Origin of the sequence: Streptomyces sp. NPDC047917, assembly GCF_043204345.1 — a bacterium.
GTDB lineage: Bacteria > Actinomycetota > Actinomycetes > Streptomycetales > Streptomycetaceae > Streptomyces > Streptomyces sanglieri.
On sequence record NZ_JBIDCA010000006.1, the window covers coordinates 461,517 to 479,139 of the forward strand.

General features: G+C 70.8%; 13 protein-coding genes. 3 read left to right on the forward strand and 10 right to left on the reverse strand.

Going from position 1 to position 17,623, the window contains the following annotated elements; genetic code table 11:
* Window positions 1-160: 160 nt before the first annotated feature.
* Together ACGF8B_RS17375 and ACGF8B_RS17380 are read left to right on the forward strand one after the other, a co-directional pair.
* Window positions 161-658 (forward strand): phospholipase, encoded by a 498-nt coding sequence (locus ACGF8B_RS17375; protein ID WP_392739178.1) that lies wholly within the window; start codon window positions 161-163, stop codon window positions 656-658.
* 189 nt (window positions 659-847) lie between these two features.
* Entirely contained in the window at window positions 848-1,723 is an 876-nt protein-coding gene (locus tag ACGF8B_RS17380) for an alpha/beta fold hydrolase (protein ID WP_266916898.1), read from the forward strand.
* A 133-nt stretch (window positions 1,724-1,856) separates the two neighbouring features.
* Here ACGF8B_RS17380 and fxsT read toward each other — a convergent pair whose 3' ends face one another.
* The 4 genes from fxsT to fxsA form a co-directional block, all read right to left on the reverse strand.
* Window positions 1,857-5,786: an FxSxx-COOH system tetratricopeptide repeat protein gene (fxsT, locus tag ACGF8B_RS17385; protein ID WP_392739181.1), complete on the reverse strand. Its 3,930-nt coding sequence runs from the start codon at window positions 5,784-5,786 to the stop codon at window positions 1,857-1,859.
* Window positions 5,770-7,131, reverse strand: coding sequence for an FxsC protein (fsxC, locus tag ACGF8B_RS17390; protein WP_392739183.1), 1,362 nt, complete (start codon window positions 7,129-7,131; stop codon window positions 5,770-5,772). Before fsxC ends, fxsT begins: the two co-directional genes overlap by 17 nt.
* Window positions 7,132-7,335: 204 nt before the next feature.
* Window positions 7,336-9,582, reverse strand: coding sequence for a radical SAM/SPASM protein FxsBH, inactivated beta-hydroxylase extension form (gene fxsBH, locus ACGF8B_RS17395; RefSeq protein WP_392739185.1), 2,247 nt, complete (start codon window positions 9,580-9,582; stop codon window positions 7,336-7,338).
* 67 nt (window positions 9,583-9,649) lie between these two features.
* Window positions 9,650-9,817: an FxSxx-COOH cyclophane-containing RiPP peptide gene (gene fxsA / locus ACGF8B_RS17400; RefSeq protein WP_392739186.1), complete on the reverse strand. Its 168-nt coding sequence runs from the start codon at window positions 9,815-9,817 to the stop codon at window positions 9,650-9,652.
* Between the two features lie 226 nt (window positions 9,818-10,043).
* Between fxsA and ACGF8B_RS17405 the strand changes: the two genes are divergently transcribed.
* A complete protein-coding gene (locus ACGF8B_RS17405) occupies window positions 10,044-10,970 on the forward strand; it encodes a DUF4231 domain-containing protein (RefSeq protein WP_392739187.1) in 927 nt (308 codons plus the stop codon).
* A gap of 648 nt (window positions 10,971-11,618) precedes the next feature.
* Here ACGF8B_RS17405 and ACGF8B_RS17410 read toward each other — a convergent pair.
* From ACGF8B_RS17410 to ACGF8B_RS17435, 6 genes are all read right to left on the reverse strand, one after another.
* A complete protein-coding gene (locus ACGF8B_RS17410) occupies window positions 11,619-12,098 on the reverse strand; it encodes a hypothetical protein (RefSeq protein WP_342280408.1) in 480 nt (159 codons plus the stop codon).
* 212 nt (window positions 12,099-12,310) lie between these two features.
* Complete coding sequence (locus ACGF8B_RS17415; RefSeq protein WP_392739189.1) at window positions 12,311-13,210, reverse strand: S1 family peptidase; 900 nt, start codon at window positions 13,208-13,210, stop codon at window positions 12,311-12,313.
* Window positions 13,211-13,463: 253 nt separating this feature from the next.
* Window positions 13,464-14,279: a DUF1684 domain-containing protein gene (locus ACGF8B_RS17420; RefSeq protein WP_392739190.1), complete on the reverse strand. Its 816-nt coding sequence runs from the start codon at window positions 14,277-14,279 to the stop codon at window positions 13,464-13,466.
* A gap of 4 nt (window positions 14,280-14,283) precedes the next feature.
* A complete protein-coding gene (locus ACGF8B_RS17425; RefSeq protein ID WP_392739305.1) occupies window positions 14,284-15,564 on the reverse strand; it encodes an NtaA/DmoA family FMN-dependent monooxygenase in 1,281 nt (426 codons plus the stop codon).
* A 17-nt stretch (window positions 15,565-15,581) separates the two neighbouring features.
* The gene (locus ACGF8B_RS17430; RefSeq protein ID WP_392739192.1) at window positions 15,582-16,649 is read right to left on the reverse strand and encodes an LLM class flavin-dependent oxidoreductase; all 1,068 of its coding nucleotides are present in this window, start codon (window positions 16,647-16,649) and stop codon (window positions 15,582-15,584) included.
* Window positions 16,650-16,767: 118 nt separating this feature from the next.
* Window positions 16,768-17,520, reverse strand: coding sequence for an amino acid ABC transporter ATP-binding protein (locus tag ACGF8B_RS17435; protein WP_392739307.1), 753 nt, complete (start codon window positions 17,518-17,520; stop codon window positions 16,768-16,770).
* Window positions 17,521-17,623: the final 103 nt, after the last annotated feature.

Consider the following 17,623-nt stretch of genomic DNA (forward strand, 5'->3'; position numbering starts at 1 on the left):
TCCCACGGCCGCCGCCCGGCCCTGATGCACCGCCACGCCCTGATCCGCCGAACGGACCCCGGGCACGACAAGCGCGTGGCATCCTGCTGAAGCGATCTCGTGAGATCACGAGGAGCGAGCACGATCAGCCCAACTCCCCTTTTTTCTCAGGAGGTTGCTCATGCGTCGCCGATTCATCGTCCCGCTTGCCACGGTCGCCCTGTCGCTCCCGCTCGCCCTGCTCCCTGCCACCTCCGCCTCGGCCGCCCCCGCCGACAAGCCCCAAGTCCTCAGCTCCTGGACCCAGACGAGCGCCTCCAGCTACAACGCCTGGAACAGTGCCCGCAACAACCAGGGCGCCTGGGCCGCGTACGGCTTCGACTGGTCGACGGACTACTGCAGCAGTTCGCCCGACAACCCGTTCGGCTTCCCCTTCCAGAACGCCTGCGCCCGCCATGATTTCGGCTACCGCAACCACAAGGCGGCCGGCATCTTCTCCGCCAACAAGTCACGCATCGACTCCGCGTTCTACGAGGACCTCAAGCGCGTGTGTGCCGCGTACTCCGGAGCGAAGCTCGCCGCGTGCAACAGCACGGCATGGACGTACTACCACGCCGTGGACATCTTCGGCCTGGCACCGGCGAAGGCGGGCTCCGCCGGATTCGGCCGGGCCGCCTGACCACCACCGGCGGCACCCGGCGGGCTCACGACCGCCGCGCAACAGCTGATCCGGACGCCCGTCCCACCATCCGCCGCCCTCCAGCGGGTTTCCAACTCGCCGACTCGGTAAGAGCTCTGATGAGCCATCATCGAATCGGGCGGGAAAAGACGGGCACTCGGTGCCCGCACCTTACGGAGGAGGCGCCAAGTGCGTAGTCAGGTGCGCGCGGCGGACGGGCGGCATCTGGTGGTTGAGCGTCTCGGGGATCCCCGCGGCAGACCGGTCTTCCTGCTGCACGGAATGCCCGGCAGCAGGCTCGGTCCGGCTCCGCGCGGCATGGTCCTGTACCAGCGCAAGACCCAGCTGATCACCTACGACCGGCCGGGCTACGGCGAGTCCGACCGGCTGCCGGGGCGCTGTGTCGCCGACGCCGTTCAGGACGTGCGGGCCATCGCGGACCATCTCGGGCTCGAACGGTTCGCCGTGGTGGGCCGGTCCGGTGGTGCGCCGCACGCCCTGGCCTGCGCGGCGCTGATGCCCGAGCGGGTGACCCGTACCGCCGCGCTGGTCGGGCTGGCCCCGTGGGGGGCCGACGGGCTCGACTGGTTCGACGGGATGGCCGCCTCCAACGTGCTGGCGTACTCCACGGCGGCGGCCGATCCGGACGGGCTCGCGGAGTCGTTCATCTCGCGGTCCGCGGTCATCCGGAAGAACCCGGTCCGGCTCATCGACGATCTGCGCCAGGAGCTGACCGACTCCGACCGGATGGTGGTCAACGACGTCGGGGTCCGCACCATGCTGCTGCGCAACTACCGCGAGGGGCTGCGTACTTCGGCCTGGGGCTGGATCGACGACGCGATCGCGTTCAGCAATCCGTGGGGCTTCGACCCGGCGGACATCACCGGTCCGGTGATGCTGTGGCACGGCGAGAAGGACGTGTTCTCGCCGGTGGGCCACTCGCGTTGGCTGGCCGAGCGCATCCCCAACTCCACCGTCGTGGTGGAACCGGCGGCAGCGCACTTCGACGCGCTGCACGCGCTGCCCAGGATCCTCAACTGGCTGCTGGACCCGCCCGCCGAATAGCGGGCGGACCCGGCGGCCCGGGGGGGGGGGGGGGGGACTCCCCCCCGCGGGGGGGCCCCCCCCCCCCCCCGGCGGGGGGGGGGGCGGGGCCGCGGGGGGCCCCCCCCCCCCCCCCCCCCCCCCCCCCCGGGGCTCACACCGCCGTCGGTTCCAGTTCGCGTTCGAACCGGTCGTCGTCCCGGGCGATCCGGGTCATCGGATGGTCGTCGCCGAGCTGACGGGCCAGCTCCTCGACCGTCTCGGACCTCAGCCGCAGCGCCTCGTCCTTTCGCCCCATCGCGTCGAGCGTGACCGCCATGTTCGACGTCATGGCCAGGGTCTCCGGGTGATGCGCCCCCAGTACCCTCCTGAGCTGCCCGGACACCTTCTCCTCGGTCTCCAGTACCAGATCGAGGTCGCCCCGCTCCGCCGTCGCGTTCGCCAGGTTCATCACGCAGAACAGGGTGTTGGGGTGCTCCGGCCCGTACACCTCCCGCATCGCGGCGACCACTCTGGTCAGCACCCGCACCGACTCCTCGGGCGCACCGCTCCCCGACTGGTAGACGCCCAGATTGTTCAGCGCGGCGAGGGTGTACGGGTGTTTCTCGCCCGGCACCTTCATGTACTGGTCGACGACCTCCTGTGCGGTGTCCCTGGCCTCGGTCGCCTCGCCGGCCGCGAACAGGTCGGCCGCCAGATTCAGATCGCAGGCCAGCGACTCCGGGTTGGCTGAGGTGTACTTGGCCCGGTACCTGGCGCGGGTGGCCACCGTCAGCCGGCGGGCGTCCTCCAGTCTGCCCGCGCGGCGCAGCGACACCGCAAGGCTCTTCGCCGCGCTCAGCGTGCCCGGGAAGGCCCGGCCGAGCGTGGCCTTGTAGCTGTCGTACGTACGGCTGAGGATGCCGACCGAGTCCTCGTACCGTCCGACGTCCCGCAGGTCACGGGCCAGGTTCATGGCCGAGGAGAGGCTGTAGGGGTGTTCCGCGCCGAGCACCTCGACGCGCCGGTCGAAGACGTCCTGGTCGATCTCGCGGGCCTTGGCGTACTGCCCGATCGACCGCAGGGTGAACGCCAGGTTGTTGGCCGCCGCCAGCGTCCTCGGATGCGATTCGTGGAAGATCTGGTTGAACCCGTCGGTGGCCTCGGTCGCCAGCTCGATCGCCCTGGTGTATTCCCCGAGCGTGCCGAGGTCGGTCGCCAGACTGCTGGTACTCATGTACGTGTGGGGGTGCTCCGCGCCCAGCACCTCCCGCTGCGTCTCCAGGGTGATCTCGTCGAGCTCCCTGGCCTCCACGTAACGGCCGCGCGATCGGTAGATGTTGGAGAGATGGAAGCAGAGGTAGAGGTACTGGATGTCCCGCTCCCCCAGCGTCTGGCGCCAGATCTCGCGGAGCTCCTCGCAGAGCGTGGTGGCGGTCCGGAAGTCACCGCGCTTCCAGAGGTAGCGGACCCGGTCGATCAGGAGCCTGCGGGCCTCGGGCTCCTTGCAGTTGCGGGCGTCGGACGGGCCGAGGTGCGGCCAGATGGTGGCGAACTGCGGCCAGGTCGACGGGTTGTCGATCGGTTCGTCGTCGTCGGGCCGGGCGCCCGCCAGGATGCGGTGGACGGCGTGCCGGGCGTCCCGCTGCTCCTCCTCGGTCAGCTGTGCCCGGATGACCGCCTGGACGAGCCGGTGCACCTGGATGGAGTTGGACACCTGGTCGACCTTGGCGAGGGCGAACCGGCCGATCTCCCGGATGACCCGGCCCAGCACCAGCTTCTCCTGGAGCGAGGCGTCGTACGGCTTCAGCGCCTCGATCATCTCCTTGCTGTACAGGAGGTTCCCCGAGATGGGCTCGGGCGCGAAGAAGGCGCAGAGCTGGAGCAGCCGCACCGCGGCGGGCGAGCGCTCCTTGAGCCGCTGGATGGAGATGTTCCAGGTCGCGGCGACCGGCTCCGGGTATCCGGCCGGCTGGTTGAGCGCCAGGACCTCGGGGGCCTGCTGGGCCAGCTGTTCGAGGTAGGTGTCGATCGGGGTGGCGGTCTCCGCGATCCAGGCCGCCGCCTGCTCGACGGCCAGCGGCAGGTCACCGACGGCGGTGGCCACCTGGGCGGCGTCCTCGTCGCTCAGTCCGGGGGCCCGGCGCTGGAGGTGTTCGATGGACTCCTCGCGCAGGAAGACGTCGACCGGCAGCGCGTCGCCGTGCTGGGACCACGCCTGGTTCCGCGAGGTGACCAGGATGTGGCCCGAGCCGCCCTGCGGGAAGTAGCGCCGCAGCCGTTCGGGGTCGTCGGCGTTGTCGAAGACCAGCAGCCAGCGGTCCGAGGGCACGCCCCGCCGCAGCAGGTCCACGGCCTCCTGGGAGGCGGCCGCCATGTCGTCGCCGCCCTGGGCGCCGAGCCGGACCGCCAGCTCGGCGAGCGCGGCCACCACGTCGTCGGTCTGCTCGGAAGATATCCACCAGACCAGGTCGTAGTCGGCCATGAAGCGGTGCACGTACTCCAGGGCCACCTGGGTCTTGCCGACGCCGCCGAGTCCGTACAGGGTCTGCGGCTGCGGCAGCACCACGGCCATGCCGCCGCCGAGCTGGTCGCGCATCCGTTCCAGGACCAGGGAGCGGCCGGTGAAGCCGGGGTTGCGGGGCGGGGCGTTCCAGATCCTGGGGACGGTGCCCGGGAAGCGCGGTCCGGGCGAGACCGCGTCGGTGAGCTGTACGGGCCGGTCCAGGGCGCGCAGCAGGGCTGCGGTGGCGTGCACCTCGTCGAGCCGGAAGAGGTCGACGGGATTGCGGTCGATGTAGGGCGCGGAGAGCCGTACGTCACCGACCCTGAGCGGCAGCAGATGGCGCCGGCCGCCGCCGGGGTCCTCCGCGACGGCCCGGTCCCAGAGGTTCACCGCGCGCTGGGACTTGAGGTAGGCGCTGGAGAGCAGCACCACGGTACGGGCGGCGTTCTCGGCGGGCGCCGGGTCCGCGGACTCCCGCTGGGCGGACACGTCGCGCGGGACGACACGGAACCCGGCCCGGGTGAGCACGGACTCGATCCAGTCGGCCCACATCCGGTTCTCCGCCACATAGCTGAGGAAGAGATCGGCCGGCAGCGCGGGCCTGCGCCGGGTGAACGCGTCCCGGATGCGCAGCCGTACCTCTTCGCCGACCGGTGGCATCGAGGTGATCTGCTGGTCGGTGATGACGGAGGTGAGCCGTTCGAAGGCGGAGAGCAGCGAGTTGGTGAGGCCGGCCTCGTCGCCGAAGGTGGCGAGGGTCTCCTCGTACGCGTAGTAGGGGCGGTAGGGGATCTCCACCGCGCCCCAGTAGGCGGTGAGTTCGTCACCGGACAGGTCGCGCGGCAGCCGGTCGAACTTCAGCCGGGCCAGCGCCCGTCCGGCGTCCGCCTTCTCCTTCTCGCCCTCGTCGATGCGCATCGGGACGGGGAAGATGGAGATGGGGCGGCCGGTGTAGCGCTCGGAGATCTGCCGGGCGACGGAGGCGGCGCCGTCGATGGACTGGTCGCTGAGCGTGAAGCAGTCGACGAGGACGTCGGGGAGGTGGACCGTGCAGATGTCGGCGATGTCGCTGAGGCCGGTCCGGCTGTCGATGAGGACGTAGTCGTAGTTGGCCTTCATGTCGTCGCGCAGGGCGTCGAAGAAGTGCCCGCCGCCGAGCCGGTCGTAGAAGTTGTCCCAGTCGAAGGTGGAGACGGTCGCGGAGTACTCGCGGTTCTGCCGCCCGGCGGAGACGAAGTCGAGCGTGCCGCCCTGCGGGAACTCCCAGCCGAGCGCCTCGGGGGTGAGGGAGACGGCGTGCGGCTGGATCCGGGCGTAGTCGCGGTGCCAGTCGTCGGCGCGCTGGACGGGGCTGGTGGCGGCCCACGCGTACTCGGTGATCAGGTCGATGACGCCGGTGGTGGCACCGAGTGTCGACGGGTCGAGGAACGGGTGGAAGAAACGGTGGAGCCCCGGCGCCTCCAGGTCCCAGTCGACGGCCAGTACCCGTTTTCCGTTGGCGGCGAGTATCCAGGCCGTGTTGGCCAGGGCCATGGTGCGCCCGGTGCCGCCCTTGTACGAGTAGAAGGTGACGATGCGCCCGTCACGACTGGCCGTCATCCGTGTCCTCCGCATCCGTCGCAGGGTCGTGTGTCTCGGGGGTGTGGTTCGTCTGTGCCATCGGCCCCAGCAGCCGTGTCCGTTCGGTGTGTCCGCCGCCGGTGGCCGGTGGGTACACCGCCGCGTGTCTCAGGTACTGCTGGGCCGCCACCTCGACGACCTGCGGCAGGAGCTGCCCGAAGGCCTCCATGCTGGGGACGCCCTTGGCGGCGGCCCGGCAGTAGGCCCGTCCCTGGCGCATCTTGGTCGGCATGGTCTGTTCGAGCTTCTCGGTCAGTTCGGCCTCGGCCGCCATGCTCTCGTGGTCCTCCCGGTTCCACGGCACGATCATCGTCACCCACGGGCGGTTCTCGGCGTCGAAGGCGGCGAGCCGACGGCACCGGTCCTCGTCCTGCAGGGCCCAGCGGTCCACGAGCAGGATCTCCGGCCTGCTGGGCGGCTGTTTGCCTTCCCCGTGCCCGGTCTCCTCGTCGAAGGAGGAGATGGTCGCCTGGTAGTTGAGGGAGCGCACCAGGTCCTCGGCGACGTAGGCCAGGGGACGCGCTGCGGCCGGGTGGTAGGGGTTCCAGTCCTGCGGACTGTCGCCGTAGTAGTCGGGATTGCGGCCTGCGGGCAGGTCGTGCCGGGTGGCGGCGGCGATGGTGACCTGCATGGGACGGGGGGCGCCCACCGAGCTGTTGGGCGGGCCGAAGGCGCTGGGCGCCAGCCGGTAGTCGACGGGGCGGCCGGTGCCGATCCTTATGGTGTCGGCGACATTGACGATGCGCTTGGCGAGTTCGTACACCGCGCGCTCGTACTCCTCGGCGAAGAGCCGGAGTTTGATGAGCCCGTAGAGGCCGTCACTGACGTAACGGTCCCCGAAATCACGGTGGTTGAACTGTAACCGTTCGGCGGGGCCGGGGAGCTGGCTCGGGGGTACCGGCACCCAGAGGGCCGGGACGATCGCCTCGGCCCGCTGGTTGGAGCGGGCCCGGTGGTGGATGGCGCGCTGGGCGAAGGCGTACCACTCCTTGCCGCACATCTCGCTCGCGAAGTAGCGCGGCGAGAACAGCGGAACGAACACCCGGCAGGTGGCGAGCACCTCACCGAGCCGTTCGGACCAGCCCTCGCCGGAGCGTATCTCGCGGTCGATGAACCCCGCGGGCGCGCCCGCGGGCAGATCCGTCATGGCCAGCACGTGGTCACAGAGATCCTTGAAGAGGCGTTCGACCCACATATCGGGGTCCGTTCCTCGGCCGTAGCCCGGTGTATGGGCATAACTCAAGAAGAAGTACGGCCGATGGTCCGCCGCTCGCTGCTGCGTTGTTGCGTGCACACGACCCCCGTCCTGTGTGAGCACCCGCATCCGGGGACTGAAGTGAATGCGAGCGAATTCATCATTCCGGAGCGGACGTTGCTCCACCCCCATGGCGTTCGGTCATTCAACGCCGGTTTTCAGTCATACGTTCCCGGGTCCGGCCGAACATTTCCTTGATCGAATTCGGTCTGCGGCTGTTCCTCCCAGTTGTCCCGTGTGCACCGGCGTTCCGTCCGAACCGGAATTCGAGCCTCAGATCTCTTTTCGCATCAGGTCCAGCAGCCGTTTTCCACTCACCGTCAGCTCGGCAGCACCCTCCAACGTGTCGAGGGCCTGCGGTACGCCCTCCAGGCAGCGCGGCTCGAATGCGCCCAACGCCATCCGCTCATAGGTCTCGGCCAGCAACCGGGAAAACGGAACTGGTTCTTCCTTCCAAGGAATCCGATGTTCCCAGGAGCCGTCCGCCGCGTAAAGATCCGTGACATCGGCCAGCGCCTGCAATTCGGCCCGCCGCGATCCGCGCAGCAGTGCGAGCGCCAGTTCCTCGGCGCTGCCGTACGCGGCGATACCCAGCGCGCCGCGGCCGTGCCGGCCCACGGCGGGTTCGGCGGGGGCGAGGCCGGTGAGCGGGGTGAGGGTGGTGAGGCGTCCGGCCGCCTCCGCGGCGCGCAGCGGCGCCCTCTCCCCGATCAGCGCCCAGGCGTCGCCGATCCTGCCCGACAGGTCCGCGGCGGCGCGGTCGTCGAGCGCGGCCGCGGCCGGCGCGGCGAAGCAGTCGCGGTACGGGTCGAGGTCGTCGAGCACCAGATCGAGCGCCGGGCCGGACGCCCCACCGGGCACCACCAGTCGGCGCACCGGACGCCAGCCGGGGCCGGCGGCCGGCGACAGCGTGATCCGCCGTTCGGCCGGATCCCCCTCGTTCCGCCGGACCAGGAGGCCGCCCTCGACGGCACGCACCCGCGCCGTGCCGCGCTCCCCCGGTCCGCCGACCCGCAACTCGCCGAGGCCCGGCAGGACCAGCCTGCCGTCCGTGTAGCCCACATCCGCCCAGAGGTCGAGGCCGGCCCGTACGGCGGCGGCCGCGAGATACGCGGGCAGCCGCAGCGCGTCGCGCACCGACCCCGGCCCTTCACGGAGCGCCTCCAGGGCGCGGAGCAGCCAGGTGCGGGTGTACGGGAGGGACAGCACCTCGTCCAGGCCGCGGGCCCCCTCCTCGGAGGCCTCGACGGCGGCGGCCAGCTCCCAGGCCCGGGTCCATCGCTCGTCGTCCCGCTCCTCGACGTCGGCGTTCAGCCGGGCCAGCAGCATTCGGGTGAGGTCTCGCTGGGAGCCGGCCAGTTCGGCCGGATCGGTCAGCTCGGGCGCGACGAGGGACGCGGCCGTGCGTGCCTCGATGCCGCGCACCAGGGCGGCCAGGTCCTCGCAGTACACGGAGGGGTTGTCGAACTCGCCGGACGGCCCGGTGGAGCGGTACCGGTGGGTGTAGAGGCCGCCACCGCACGAGCGCACGACGGGACAGCGGCGGCAGGCCTCGCTGACACCGGCCAGCCCGAGCTGACGGGCCCGCACCCCGGGGTGGGCCGCCACCTCGTCGAAGGTGTGGGTGAAGACGTCGAAGCCGGTGGCCGCGGCCCCTTCGTAGGCGCTCTTGAGCGAGTCGACCTGCTCCAGCTGGCCGTCGGTCTCGACGACGACGAGGTCGGTCGGGGCGAGCCCCAGCGACTCGGTGAGGCTGGGGCCGCCGCTCAGTGTCGACAGCACCGAGGAGAAGAGCCGCACCGGCACCGGGCGCCCCTGCTCCTGCCAGCGGTCGAAGACCGCGAGGAGCCAGTCGGCGTAGGCGGTGGGCGAACCGTCCGGGCGGGGCGGCGGGTCGTCCCAGGTGGCGTGCGGGAGCAGGAAGTCGATGAGCGGCGGATCGAGCTCGGTGAGCGCGTCGAGGACCGCGATCGGATCGTTCTCGATGTCGACCGTGCACAGGAGCCCGAGATCGAGGTGGCGGTAGCGCTCCTGCCGGAGCAGTTCGACGGCCTTGAGGACCAGGGGGTGACTGCTGCGTCCGTCCGCGTAGCGGCGGTGCCGGTCGTTGGCCGCCCGGTCGCCGTCGAGGGAGATGCCGACCCTGACGTCGAACTCGTCGAAGATGTCGAGATACCGCGGACTGAGCTGGAGTCCGTTGGTATGGATACGGAGGTCGAGTTCCGCGACGCCGTCGAAGGCGGAGGTGAGCACTTCGCAGACTCGCCGCAATCGGGCGGGCCCCGCCAGTAGAGGCTCCCCTCCGTGCAGGATCACTGACACGGAGGGCAGTGCATGTGCCTTGGCATGCTCGGCCAAGCGTTGAGCAGTCCGGAAAATGACATCATCAGAGATTGTCCTGGGCCGGGTTCGCCAGCTCTGATCTGCATGTTCATAGACATAGCAATGGTCACAGGCGAGATCGCACCTGCTGTGAACCTTGAGAACGACTTCGCGGAAAGGGACCAGGGGTCCTGTCATTCCACCAGTCTAGCCAGCCCGAAGGGGTGCTCGGAGCTTCGGTTCACGAGGCGTTCGGCGGGTTGTTTCAGAGTGCCGAGTTGAAGGTCGACGCCTGGGTGGGGCGACCGTCCGACACGGCGTGCACGCGGGCGAGCTTCCGGGCAGCGGCACTGCCGCGGACGTCGATCTGGGCGAGCGGCACACGGCTCTTCTTCGCAACGGCGAAGGCGAGGGAGGATTCAGAGGTGTTCACGGCCGTCCTTGAGGGGATTTGTTCCGATGGAATGGTTCCGGACAGGAATGCAGCAACAGTATCTGCACCATTGCAGTGTCCGGCGGCACGACTTTACTCTCATGACCTCGATTGGCAACTGAGGACGACCACTTGGAACAAGAGCGTCACACGAGGCCGTCCCGAATCGAACGGAACCATCGATTCCGCCATTGAGGTGACGACATAACCGCAGACGGGAGTGAACATGACGGCGCTTCCCGGGCCGCTCCAGAGCATGGTCTTCAGGAACGCCGACCTTCCGGCGCTCTTCCACCACACGGACGAGATCGCCATCGCGAGGCAGCGGGAGGCGGTGAACACCACCCGCGTCCAGCTGATTCTCCTGGTCACGGGGGCCGCGCCGGCCGCGGTCCCCTGGCACGCCGAGCTGGGTGACTCGTTTCAACTCACCGATGCCGTCAGCGTGTTGGCCTACCTGGGTGTCCTGATCACGACGTACCTCTCCGCCCGGCGCAAAGCAAAGTCGCATTGGCAACTGAACCGCTCGGCAGCAGAGTTCATCAAGTCGATGTGCTGGCGTTACTCGGTGCACGGGTCACCTTTCGACACCGGTACCCAACACCCGGAGGCGGTGTTCGCGAACCGCCTCGAAGAGGGCCTCCAGGAACTTCGCAAGGTGGGATGGGCCGACCCCCGCGATCTGACGGCCGATTCGGGCGGGCTGATCACCGAATCGATGCGCGCGTTACGGGACAAGGCGTTCACCGTACGCAAGGAGACGTACGTGCGGGACCGCCTTATCGAGCAGAGAAGTTGGTACCGCAGGCGCCAGGAGGTGTCCCGGCGCGCCACCCTGGTCTGGTCGACCACCATCGCCACGCTGACCGCGTTCGCGCTGGTCCTCGCTCTGCTGCGGACGTTCTCCGTCACCCAGTCCTTCGCCCTGACAGGGGTGTTGTCGGCCGCGGCGGCCTCGTGTCTGGCGTGGAGCGAGATGCGCCGCCACCACCCGCTGATCTCGGCCCACTCGCTGGTGGAGGAGGACCTGGAGGCGATGCAGGTGGCGATGGAGACCACACTGACCGAGCGTCAGTGGCCGGGGGCGGTGTTCGAGACCGAGCGCATCGTCTCCCCGCAGCACACCGACTGGCTGGCCCGGCACCAGATGTGATGTGACGTCCGTGATGCGGGTCGGGGCGGTGCGCCGGCCCGCATCACAGGTCGTCACGGATCTGAATGCCCATTCGGATTCCGCGCCGACGCGCAGACGTGCCGAAATTGCCGGCGCGGGCAATTGAGGAACGGGGAGCGCGAAATTCGGAATGCGGAATGGGGTGCCTGGTTTTCCACCCCCGCGCCCCGGGATTGACGGGCGGCGCGTTTGCACGGGGTCCGCGAGCCCGGGCGCGTGCGACCGGCATGCGATTCGGGCTCACGCTTCCCCCTTCGCACCGCCACCTCCCAGGTCCGCCGGAGCGAACCCCTGTCAGCCACGTGATGCCGGACCGGAGCAAGGCCGCCGGAGCGGGCAGTCGCGTCCCGGTGAGCAGGGGCGCCTTTCTCCGAACGGTTCCGCACGCCAAAACGGTGACCGAAGTGCCTTTATTCTCCGGGGAGTTCAACGACCATCGGTCTCCATCCGGTGATCACTAACGGCCAGGAACGAAAGTCCGGGGTGATCCGCCGGGGTGATCACCCGAGGCGAAGTCGCACGGGCGGCCCGACCGCCGGGCGCAGCTCATCGGCCCGGCATCCCGATGTATCGACCCGGCCACCGATGTGACGTGGCGCCGGTGCCGCGGGCCGGCCGCGTCCGCGGTCAGCCACGTTCCACGCCCTCGCGCCAGATCACCGTGACCGGGCGGCCCAGGCTGCGGGCGTACGTCACGATGTCGCCCGTGCCGCCCAGGCCGCGGGCCGGCCTGCCGTCCCACACCGCGAGCAGCCGGTCGCAGTGGTCGGCGATGTACGCGCCGGCCGCATAGTACGCCTCGTCGGTGGAGTGCGGGTAGCCGAGCCGGACCTCGCGGGCCGCCCGGTCCTTGAGGGCCCGGTAGCGGGCGAGTTCGGCGGCGTCCTCGAAGCAGGACTCGTAGTCGCCGCTCGGGATCACCACGGTGAGGTCGGCGCCGCAGGACAGCGCGAGGTCGGCGAAGATCTGGTCCGCCCCCACCGCCAGGCTGGAGAGGGCCTCCAGGGAGCCTTCGAGGCCGCAGAGCGCCGCCCGTAACCCCGACAGCACATGGGCGTGGGCCTCCTGCGGGATGGTGCGATGACCGGTCACTCCGATGCGTTTCACGGACCTGGAACCCCCTGAGGTGTCTGCCGGGGGTTTGCGGAGGTCGCCCCTCCGGCTGGCTCAGCACCCGCCCCCGTTGCTCCTGCGTGACCGACCTGCCCCACATCCTCTCAAAAGCCGCGGGGTGAGCGGGAGCCCCCGCCCGGCATTCGGGCAGGGGCTCCTTCTCGGTCGGCAGGGTGTTCGAGCACCGGACCGGGGGTGCGCCGGTGTCAGTAGACGCTGACCCCGTACGCGCTGAGCGCCTCGGTGACCGGCTGGAAGTACGTCGTGCCGCCCGAGGAGCAGTCGCCGCTGCCGCCGGAGGTGAGGCCGATCGCCTTGGAACCGGAGTAGAGCGGACCGCCGGAGTCGCCGGGCTCCGCGCAGACATTGGTCTTGATCATGCCGTAGACGATGTCCCCGCCGCCGTAGTTGACCGTGGCGTTGAGGCCCGTGACCGAGCCGCTGTGGGTGCCGGTGGTCGAGCCGCGCCGGGTGACGGACATGCCGACGGTGGCGTTGGCAGCGCTGGTGATGTCGACGCTGCCGACGGTGCCCTCGTGGGAGACCGAGGCGTTGTCGTACCGGACCAGGCCGTAGTCGTTGGTCGGGAAGCTGGAGCCGACCGTCGGACCGATGCTGGTCGAGTTCGACGAGTTGGTGTACCAGGGCGGGTTGCCGTCGGTGCAGTGACCGGCGGTCAGGAAGTAGTAGGTGCTGCCACTGCGGACGTTGAAGCCGAGGGAGCAGCGCCAGCCGGGCGCGTAGATCGCGTCGCCGCCGGAGAGCAGCTTGCTGATCTTCCCGGTGGTGCGCTCGATCTTCAGGGCGCCCGCGTTGACCCCGGCGGACTGCTTGATCTGTTCGATCTCGGCTTTCGAGACCGTGCGGTCGACGGTGACCACGAGCTTCTTGCTCACCGGGTCGACGTTCCACGCGGTTCCCGCCACGTCGGCGCCGAGGACGGCGTCGCCCGCGGCGGAGAGCTGCGCGGCGCTGAAGGTGGTGTTGGTGTCGGCCTGGGCGGCGGGGACGGCGAGAGCCGCGACGGCGACGAGGCCGGCGGCGATGGCGACGGCCCTGGTGCGTCTCGCGGTACCGCTGAGGGGGGTGGTGCGCTTGATCCTCACTTTTCATTCCTCCCGAGGGGAAGTCGGGGGTCCGCCTGTGGGGTGGTCGGACCCGTGAGGCGCAGTCGTTCGCACGGCCGTGAGCCCGCTCCGCGGACATGCCGTGCTCCTGACAAGCGCTGCTCGGGAGTATTCAAGGCGTCAACTTCTGGCGCAAGAGGGCCCTCTGGCCTGAACTTGCCCCGGCCGCACGGCAACGGCCCCGGCAGCAGGGACGCTGCCGGGGCCGCCGCTCCTGAGACATGACGTCGGGTCAGCCGTCGATGCGGTCGCGCTCCCCCGCCTCGACGGCGACGGAAAGGGTGTTGCCGGGCGGCGGGAAGGGGCAGATGAAGTGGTCCGCGAAGGCGCACGGCGGCAGCAGCGCGCGGTTGAGGTCGACCGTCACGCTGCCGTCCTCGGCGGGTGCCGCGGGCCGCAGGAACCTGAAGCGGTAGCTGCTGTTCCCGCTGGTGGCGTCGGCGAAGACCGCCCAGAGCGAGCCGTCGGGCTCGACCGCGACGTGCAGCGTGTGCTCCGTACCGTCGATCTCGAAGGCGATCTCACCGGCGAGCCCGAGGCCGCGCTCGACCCCGTCGGCGTTCTCGACCCGGACCGTGCGGGCGCTGCCGTAGGGGCGGAAGGTTCCCGGGAGCGCCCAGCGGGCGTCGTACGGGGTGGCGTCGATGGCCCGGAAGGCCCGCCGTGCCGGGGAGTCCGGGTCGAAGTCCCGTACCGCCCAGAGCCCTTCGCGGCTCAGCACGACCAGCCGCCGCTCACCGTGCGCGACCCGGGACCCGTCGATCGGGCCCCGGTCGGCGGTGAGGCGGACCTGACCGGTGAAGGGCTCGCCGTCGACGGTCAGCCCGTCCGCGGCCGAGGCGCTGAGCACCAGCTCGTCGCCGTCCTCCCGCCATTGCCCGGGTACTCCGGGGATGCGGCCCTCCGGGTGGTCGGAGAGCCAGTGGGTGCCGGTGAGGGAGAGCGGTCCGTAGGGTCCGGCGACCGTGGCGGTCCGCTCCTCGTGCCAGTGCTTCCAGTCCTGTGCCGCCTGCTCGGATCCGTGCGGCTGCTGTGCGTCCGTGCTCATGCGGTCAACCCTTCCATACCGGCTCGGCGAGCCCGAGATGCGACCGCAGCGTGGGACCGCCGTATTCGGAGCGGAACACGCCGCGCTCCTGGAGGAGCGGGACGACCCGGTCGACGAAGTCGTCCAGACCGCCGGGGGTGAGATGCGGTACGAGGATGAATCCGTCGGCGGCGTCGGCGGCGACGAACGCGGTGAGCTGCTCCGCGACCGTCCGGGGGCTGCCGATGAAGGACTGCCGGCCGGTCGTCTCGATGACGGTCTGCCGGATGGACAGCCCCTTCTCCTCGGACAGCGCCCGCCAGCGCGCCGCGACGGCAAGGGGGTCACCGTGCCCGACCCGGCCCTGGACCAGCGAGGAGCCGGGGTCCGGGTCGATGTCCGGCAGCGGCCCGTCGGGGTCGTAGGCGGACAGGTCGCGGCCCCACACCTGTTCCAGGGCCAGCAGCGCGTTCTGCGGGGAGACCTGCCGGCGGCGGATCCCGGCCGCCCGCTCCTGGGCCTCGGCGTCGCTGTCGCCGAGTACGAAGGTGACCCCGGGCATGATCTTCAGCTGGTCGGGTTCCCGGCCGTACTTCGCCAGCCGCGCCTTGACGTCGGCGTAGAAGGCACGGCCCGACTCCAGGGTGCCGTGCCGGGTGAAGACGATGTCGGCGGTGGACGCGGCGAACTCGCGGCCGTCCGGGGAGTCACCGGCCTGGATCACCACCGGATGGCCCTGCGGGGAGCGCGGGACGGTGAACTCGCCCTCGATGGCGAAGTGCTGCCCCCGGTGCGCGAACGGACGCGGGGTGCCGTCGGGGGTCCAGGTGTCCCACAGTTCGCGGGCGGTGGCGACGAACTCGGCGGCCCTGGTGTACCGGTCGGCCCGGTCGAGGTAGCCGCCGCGCCGGAAGTTCTCCCCGGTGAAGGCGTCGAAGGAGGTGACGACGTTCCAGGCCGCCCGGCCCTCGCTGAGATGGTCGAGGGTGGCCAGGCGGCGGGCCAGCTCGTACGGCTCGTTGAAGGTGGCGTTGACGGTGGCGGCGAGGCCGAGCCGGTCGGTGACGGCCGCCAGCGCGGCCAGCACGGTGAGGGATTCGGGACGGCCGAGCACGTCCAGGTCGTGGATGCGGCCGTTGTGCTCGCGCAGCCTCAGCCCCTCGGCGAGGAAGAAGAAGTCGAACCTGCCGCGCTCCGCGGTGCGGGCGAGATGCTCGAAGGAGGAGAAGTCGATCTGGCTCCCGGCGCGGGGGTCCGCCCAGACCGTGGTGTTGTTGACGCCCGGGAAGTGGGCGGCAAGATGCATCTGCCTCGTCGCGGTGCTCATGCCCGTCCTCCTTCGAGGGCGTACCGGTTGGCGGGGCGGGCCAGCCCCAGGTGTTCGCGGAGGGTGCCGCCGGGATAGAAGGTGCGGAACAGGCTGCGGTGCTGGAGCAGCGCCACGGTGCCGTTGACGATCCGTTCGAGGTCGCGCCCTGGGCTGATGGGCGTGAGGTGGAAGCCGTCCGCCGCGCCGCCGCGGTGCCATCGGGTGATCAGTTCGGCGAGGTCGACCGGGCCGCCCCGGTAGTACGAGCCGCCCGCGGCGAGCGGTGGCCCGCTCTCCAGTCCCGGTTCCGGGGCGGTCTCGGCGTCGCCCAGGTCGACGGTGAGCGCGACCAGGACCCGGAGCGCGCCGGGGTCGCGTCCGTACGCCGCGGCGCGCCGGCGCAGATCGGTACGGGCCCCGGCGGCCTGCTCGGGGGTGGTGGCCCGGACCAGCACGACGTCCGCGTGGCGGGCGGCGGTCTCCCGGGCCGGTCCGCTCGTCCCGTCGACGACGGTGACCGGGTGCCCCTGCGGGGGCCGGGGCACGATGGCCGGGCCCCGGACGGAGAAGGCGGCGCCCTCGAAGTCGATGTGGTGCAGCTTGTCCCGGTCGACGAAGCGGCCGGTGGCGACGTCCCTGATCTCCGCGTCGTCCTCCCAGCTGTCCCACAGCCGGGCACTCACCTCGGCGCTGTCACCGGCCTCGCGCCACAGCTCGTCGGCGGGCGCCGCCGGGCGCCGACCGAACAGCCGGGCCTCGGCCCCGGTGGTCGACACATCGACGTACCAGCCCGCCCTGCCGCGGCTCACCCAGTCCAGGGTGGCCACGGCGGACGCCACGTGGAACGGCTCGGTGTGGGTGGTGGTGACGGTGGGCACCAGGCCGATCCGGCCGGTGGCGGGCGCGACCCGGGAGAGCACCGCGAGCGCGTCGGGGCCGGGTCTGGCGAAGGAGTCGCCGAGCGTGACGAAGTCCAGGGCGCCGTGCTCGGCGAGCCGGGCGAGGCCGGTGTGGTGCCCGGGGTCGTAGCGCGGCGGGCCGCCGATCTCGGCGGCCAGGTGCAGGGGGGCGGTTGCAGGCATGGTGGTACCTCTCCAGGGCTTTCTCAGGTGTTCTCTCGGGGATCCCGCCGGACTCCGGCTCCCGGGCGGGCCGGGCGGGCCGGGCGGGCCGGGCGGGCCGAGCTCGGACGGGGCGGGATCACAGGACCTTGGACAGGAAGGCGCGGGTGCGCTCGTGGGTCGGACGGTCGAGCACGTCGCCGGGGGCGCCCTGTTCGACGATCCGTCCCTCGTCCATGAAGACGACGGTGTCGGCGACCTCGCGGGCGAAGCCGATCTCGTGCGTGACGACGATCATGGTGGTGCCCTGGAGGGCCAGGTCCTTGATGACGTCGAGGACCTCGCCGACCAGTTCGGGGTCGAGCGCCGAGGTCGGCTCGTCGAAGAGCAGCAGTCTCGGTTCGAGGGCCAGCGCGCGGGCGATGGCCACCCGCTGCTGCTGTCCGCCGGAGAGCTGCCCGGGGTAGGCCGTCGCCCGGTCGGCGAGCCCGACCCGGGCGAGCAGCTTCTCCGCGGCGGCGACGGCTTGCTTCTTCGGCCGGCCGAGGGCGGCGACCGGGGCCTCGACGAGGTTCTCCAGCACGGTCAGGTGCGGGAAGAGGTTGAAGTTCTGGAAGACGAAGCCGATCCGGGTGCGCCGGCGCAGCACCTCGCGCTCGGGCAGCTCGTACAGCTTGTCGCCGTCCCTGCGGTAGCCGACCGGGGTGCCGTCGACGCCGATCCAGCCGTGGTCGACCTTCTCCAGGTGGTTGATGGTGCGCAGCAGTGTGGACTTGCCGGAGCCGGACGGGCCGAGGACGACGGTGACCTCTCCGGTGCGTACGGACAGGTCGATGCCGCGCAGCACTTCGAGGCTGCCGAAGCTCTTGCGCACGGAGCGGATCTCGACCATGGCGTCGGTGGTTGTGGTGGTGGTGCTCATCGCGTGGCCCCCTTGGCGTAGTGACGTCCGGCGTGGTGCCGGGGGCCGCGGAGCGCGGTGCTCGGAGGGACGT

What these genes read in the sequence shown, in the direction of transcription:
- ACGF8B_RS17375 (WP_392739178.1), top strand. Translation starts at nt 161, where the DNA reads ATGCGTCGCCGATTCATCGTCCCGCTTGCCACGGTCGCCCTGTCGCTC.
- fxsT (WP_392739181.1), bottom strand. Translation starts at nt 5,786, where the DNA reads ATGACGGCCAGTCGTGACGGGCGCATCGTCACCTTCTACTCGTACAAG.
- fsxC (WP_392739183.1), bottom strand. Translation starts at nt 7,131, where the DNA reads ATGCGGGTGCTCACACAGGACGGGGGTCGTGTGCACGCAACAACGCAG.
- fxsBH (WP_392739185.1), bottom strand. Translation starts at nt 9,582, where the DNA reads ATGACAGGACCCCTGGTCCCTTTCCGCGAAGTCGTTCTCAAGGTTCAC.
- ACGF8B_RS17405 (WP_392739187.1), top strand. Translation starts at nt 10,044, where the DNA reads ATGACGGCGCTTCCCGGGCCGCTCCAGAGCATGGTCTTCAGGAACGCC.
- ACGF8B_RS17420 (WP_392739190.1), bottom strand. Translation starts at nt 14,279, where the DNA reads ATGAGCACGGACGCACAGCAGCCGCACGGATCCGAGCAGGCGGCACAG.
- ACGF8B_RS17425 (WP_392739305.1), bottom strand. Translation starts at nt 15,564, where the DNA reads ATGCATCTTGCCGCCCACTTCCCGGGCGTCAACAACACCACGGTCTGG.
- ACGF8B_RS17430 (WP_392739192.1), bottom strand. Translation starts at nt 16,649, where the DNA reads ATGCCTGCAACCGCCCCCCTGCACCTGGCCGCCGAGATCGGCGGCCCG.
- ACGF8B_RS17435 (WP_392739307.1), bottom strand. Translation starts at nt 17,520, where the DNA reads ATGGTCGAGATCCGCTCCGTGCGCAAGAGCTTCGGCAGCCTCGAAGTG.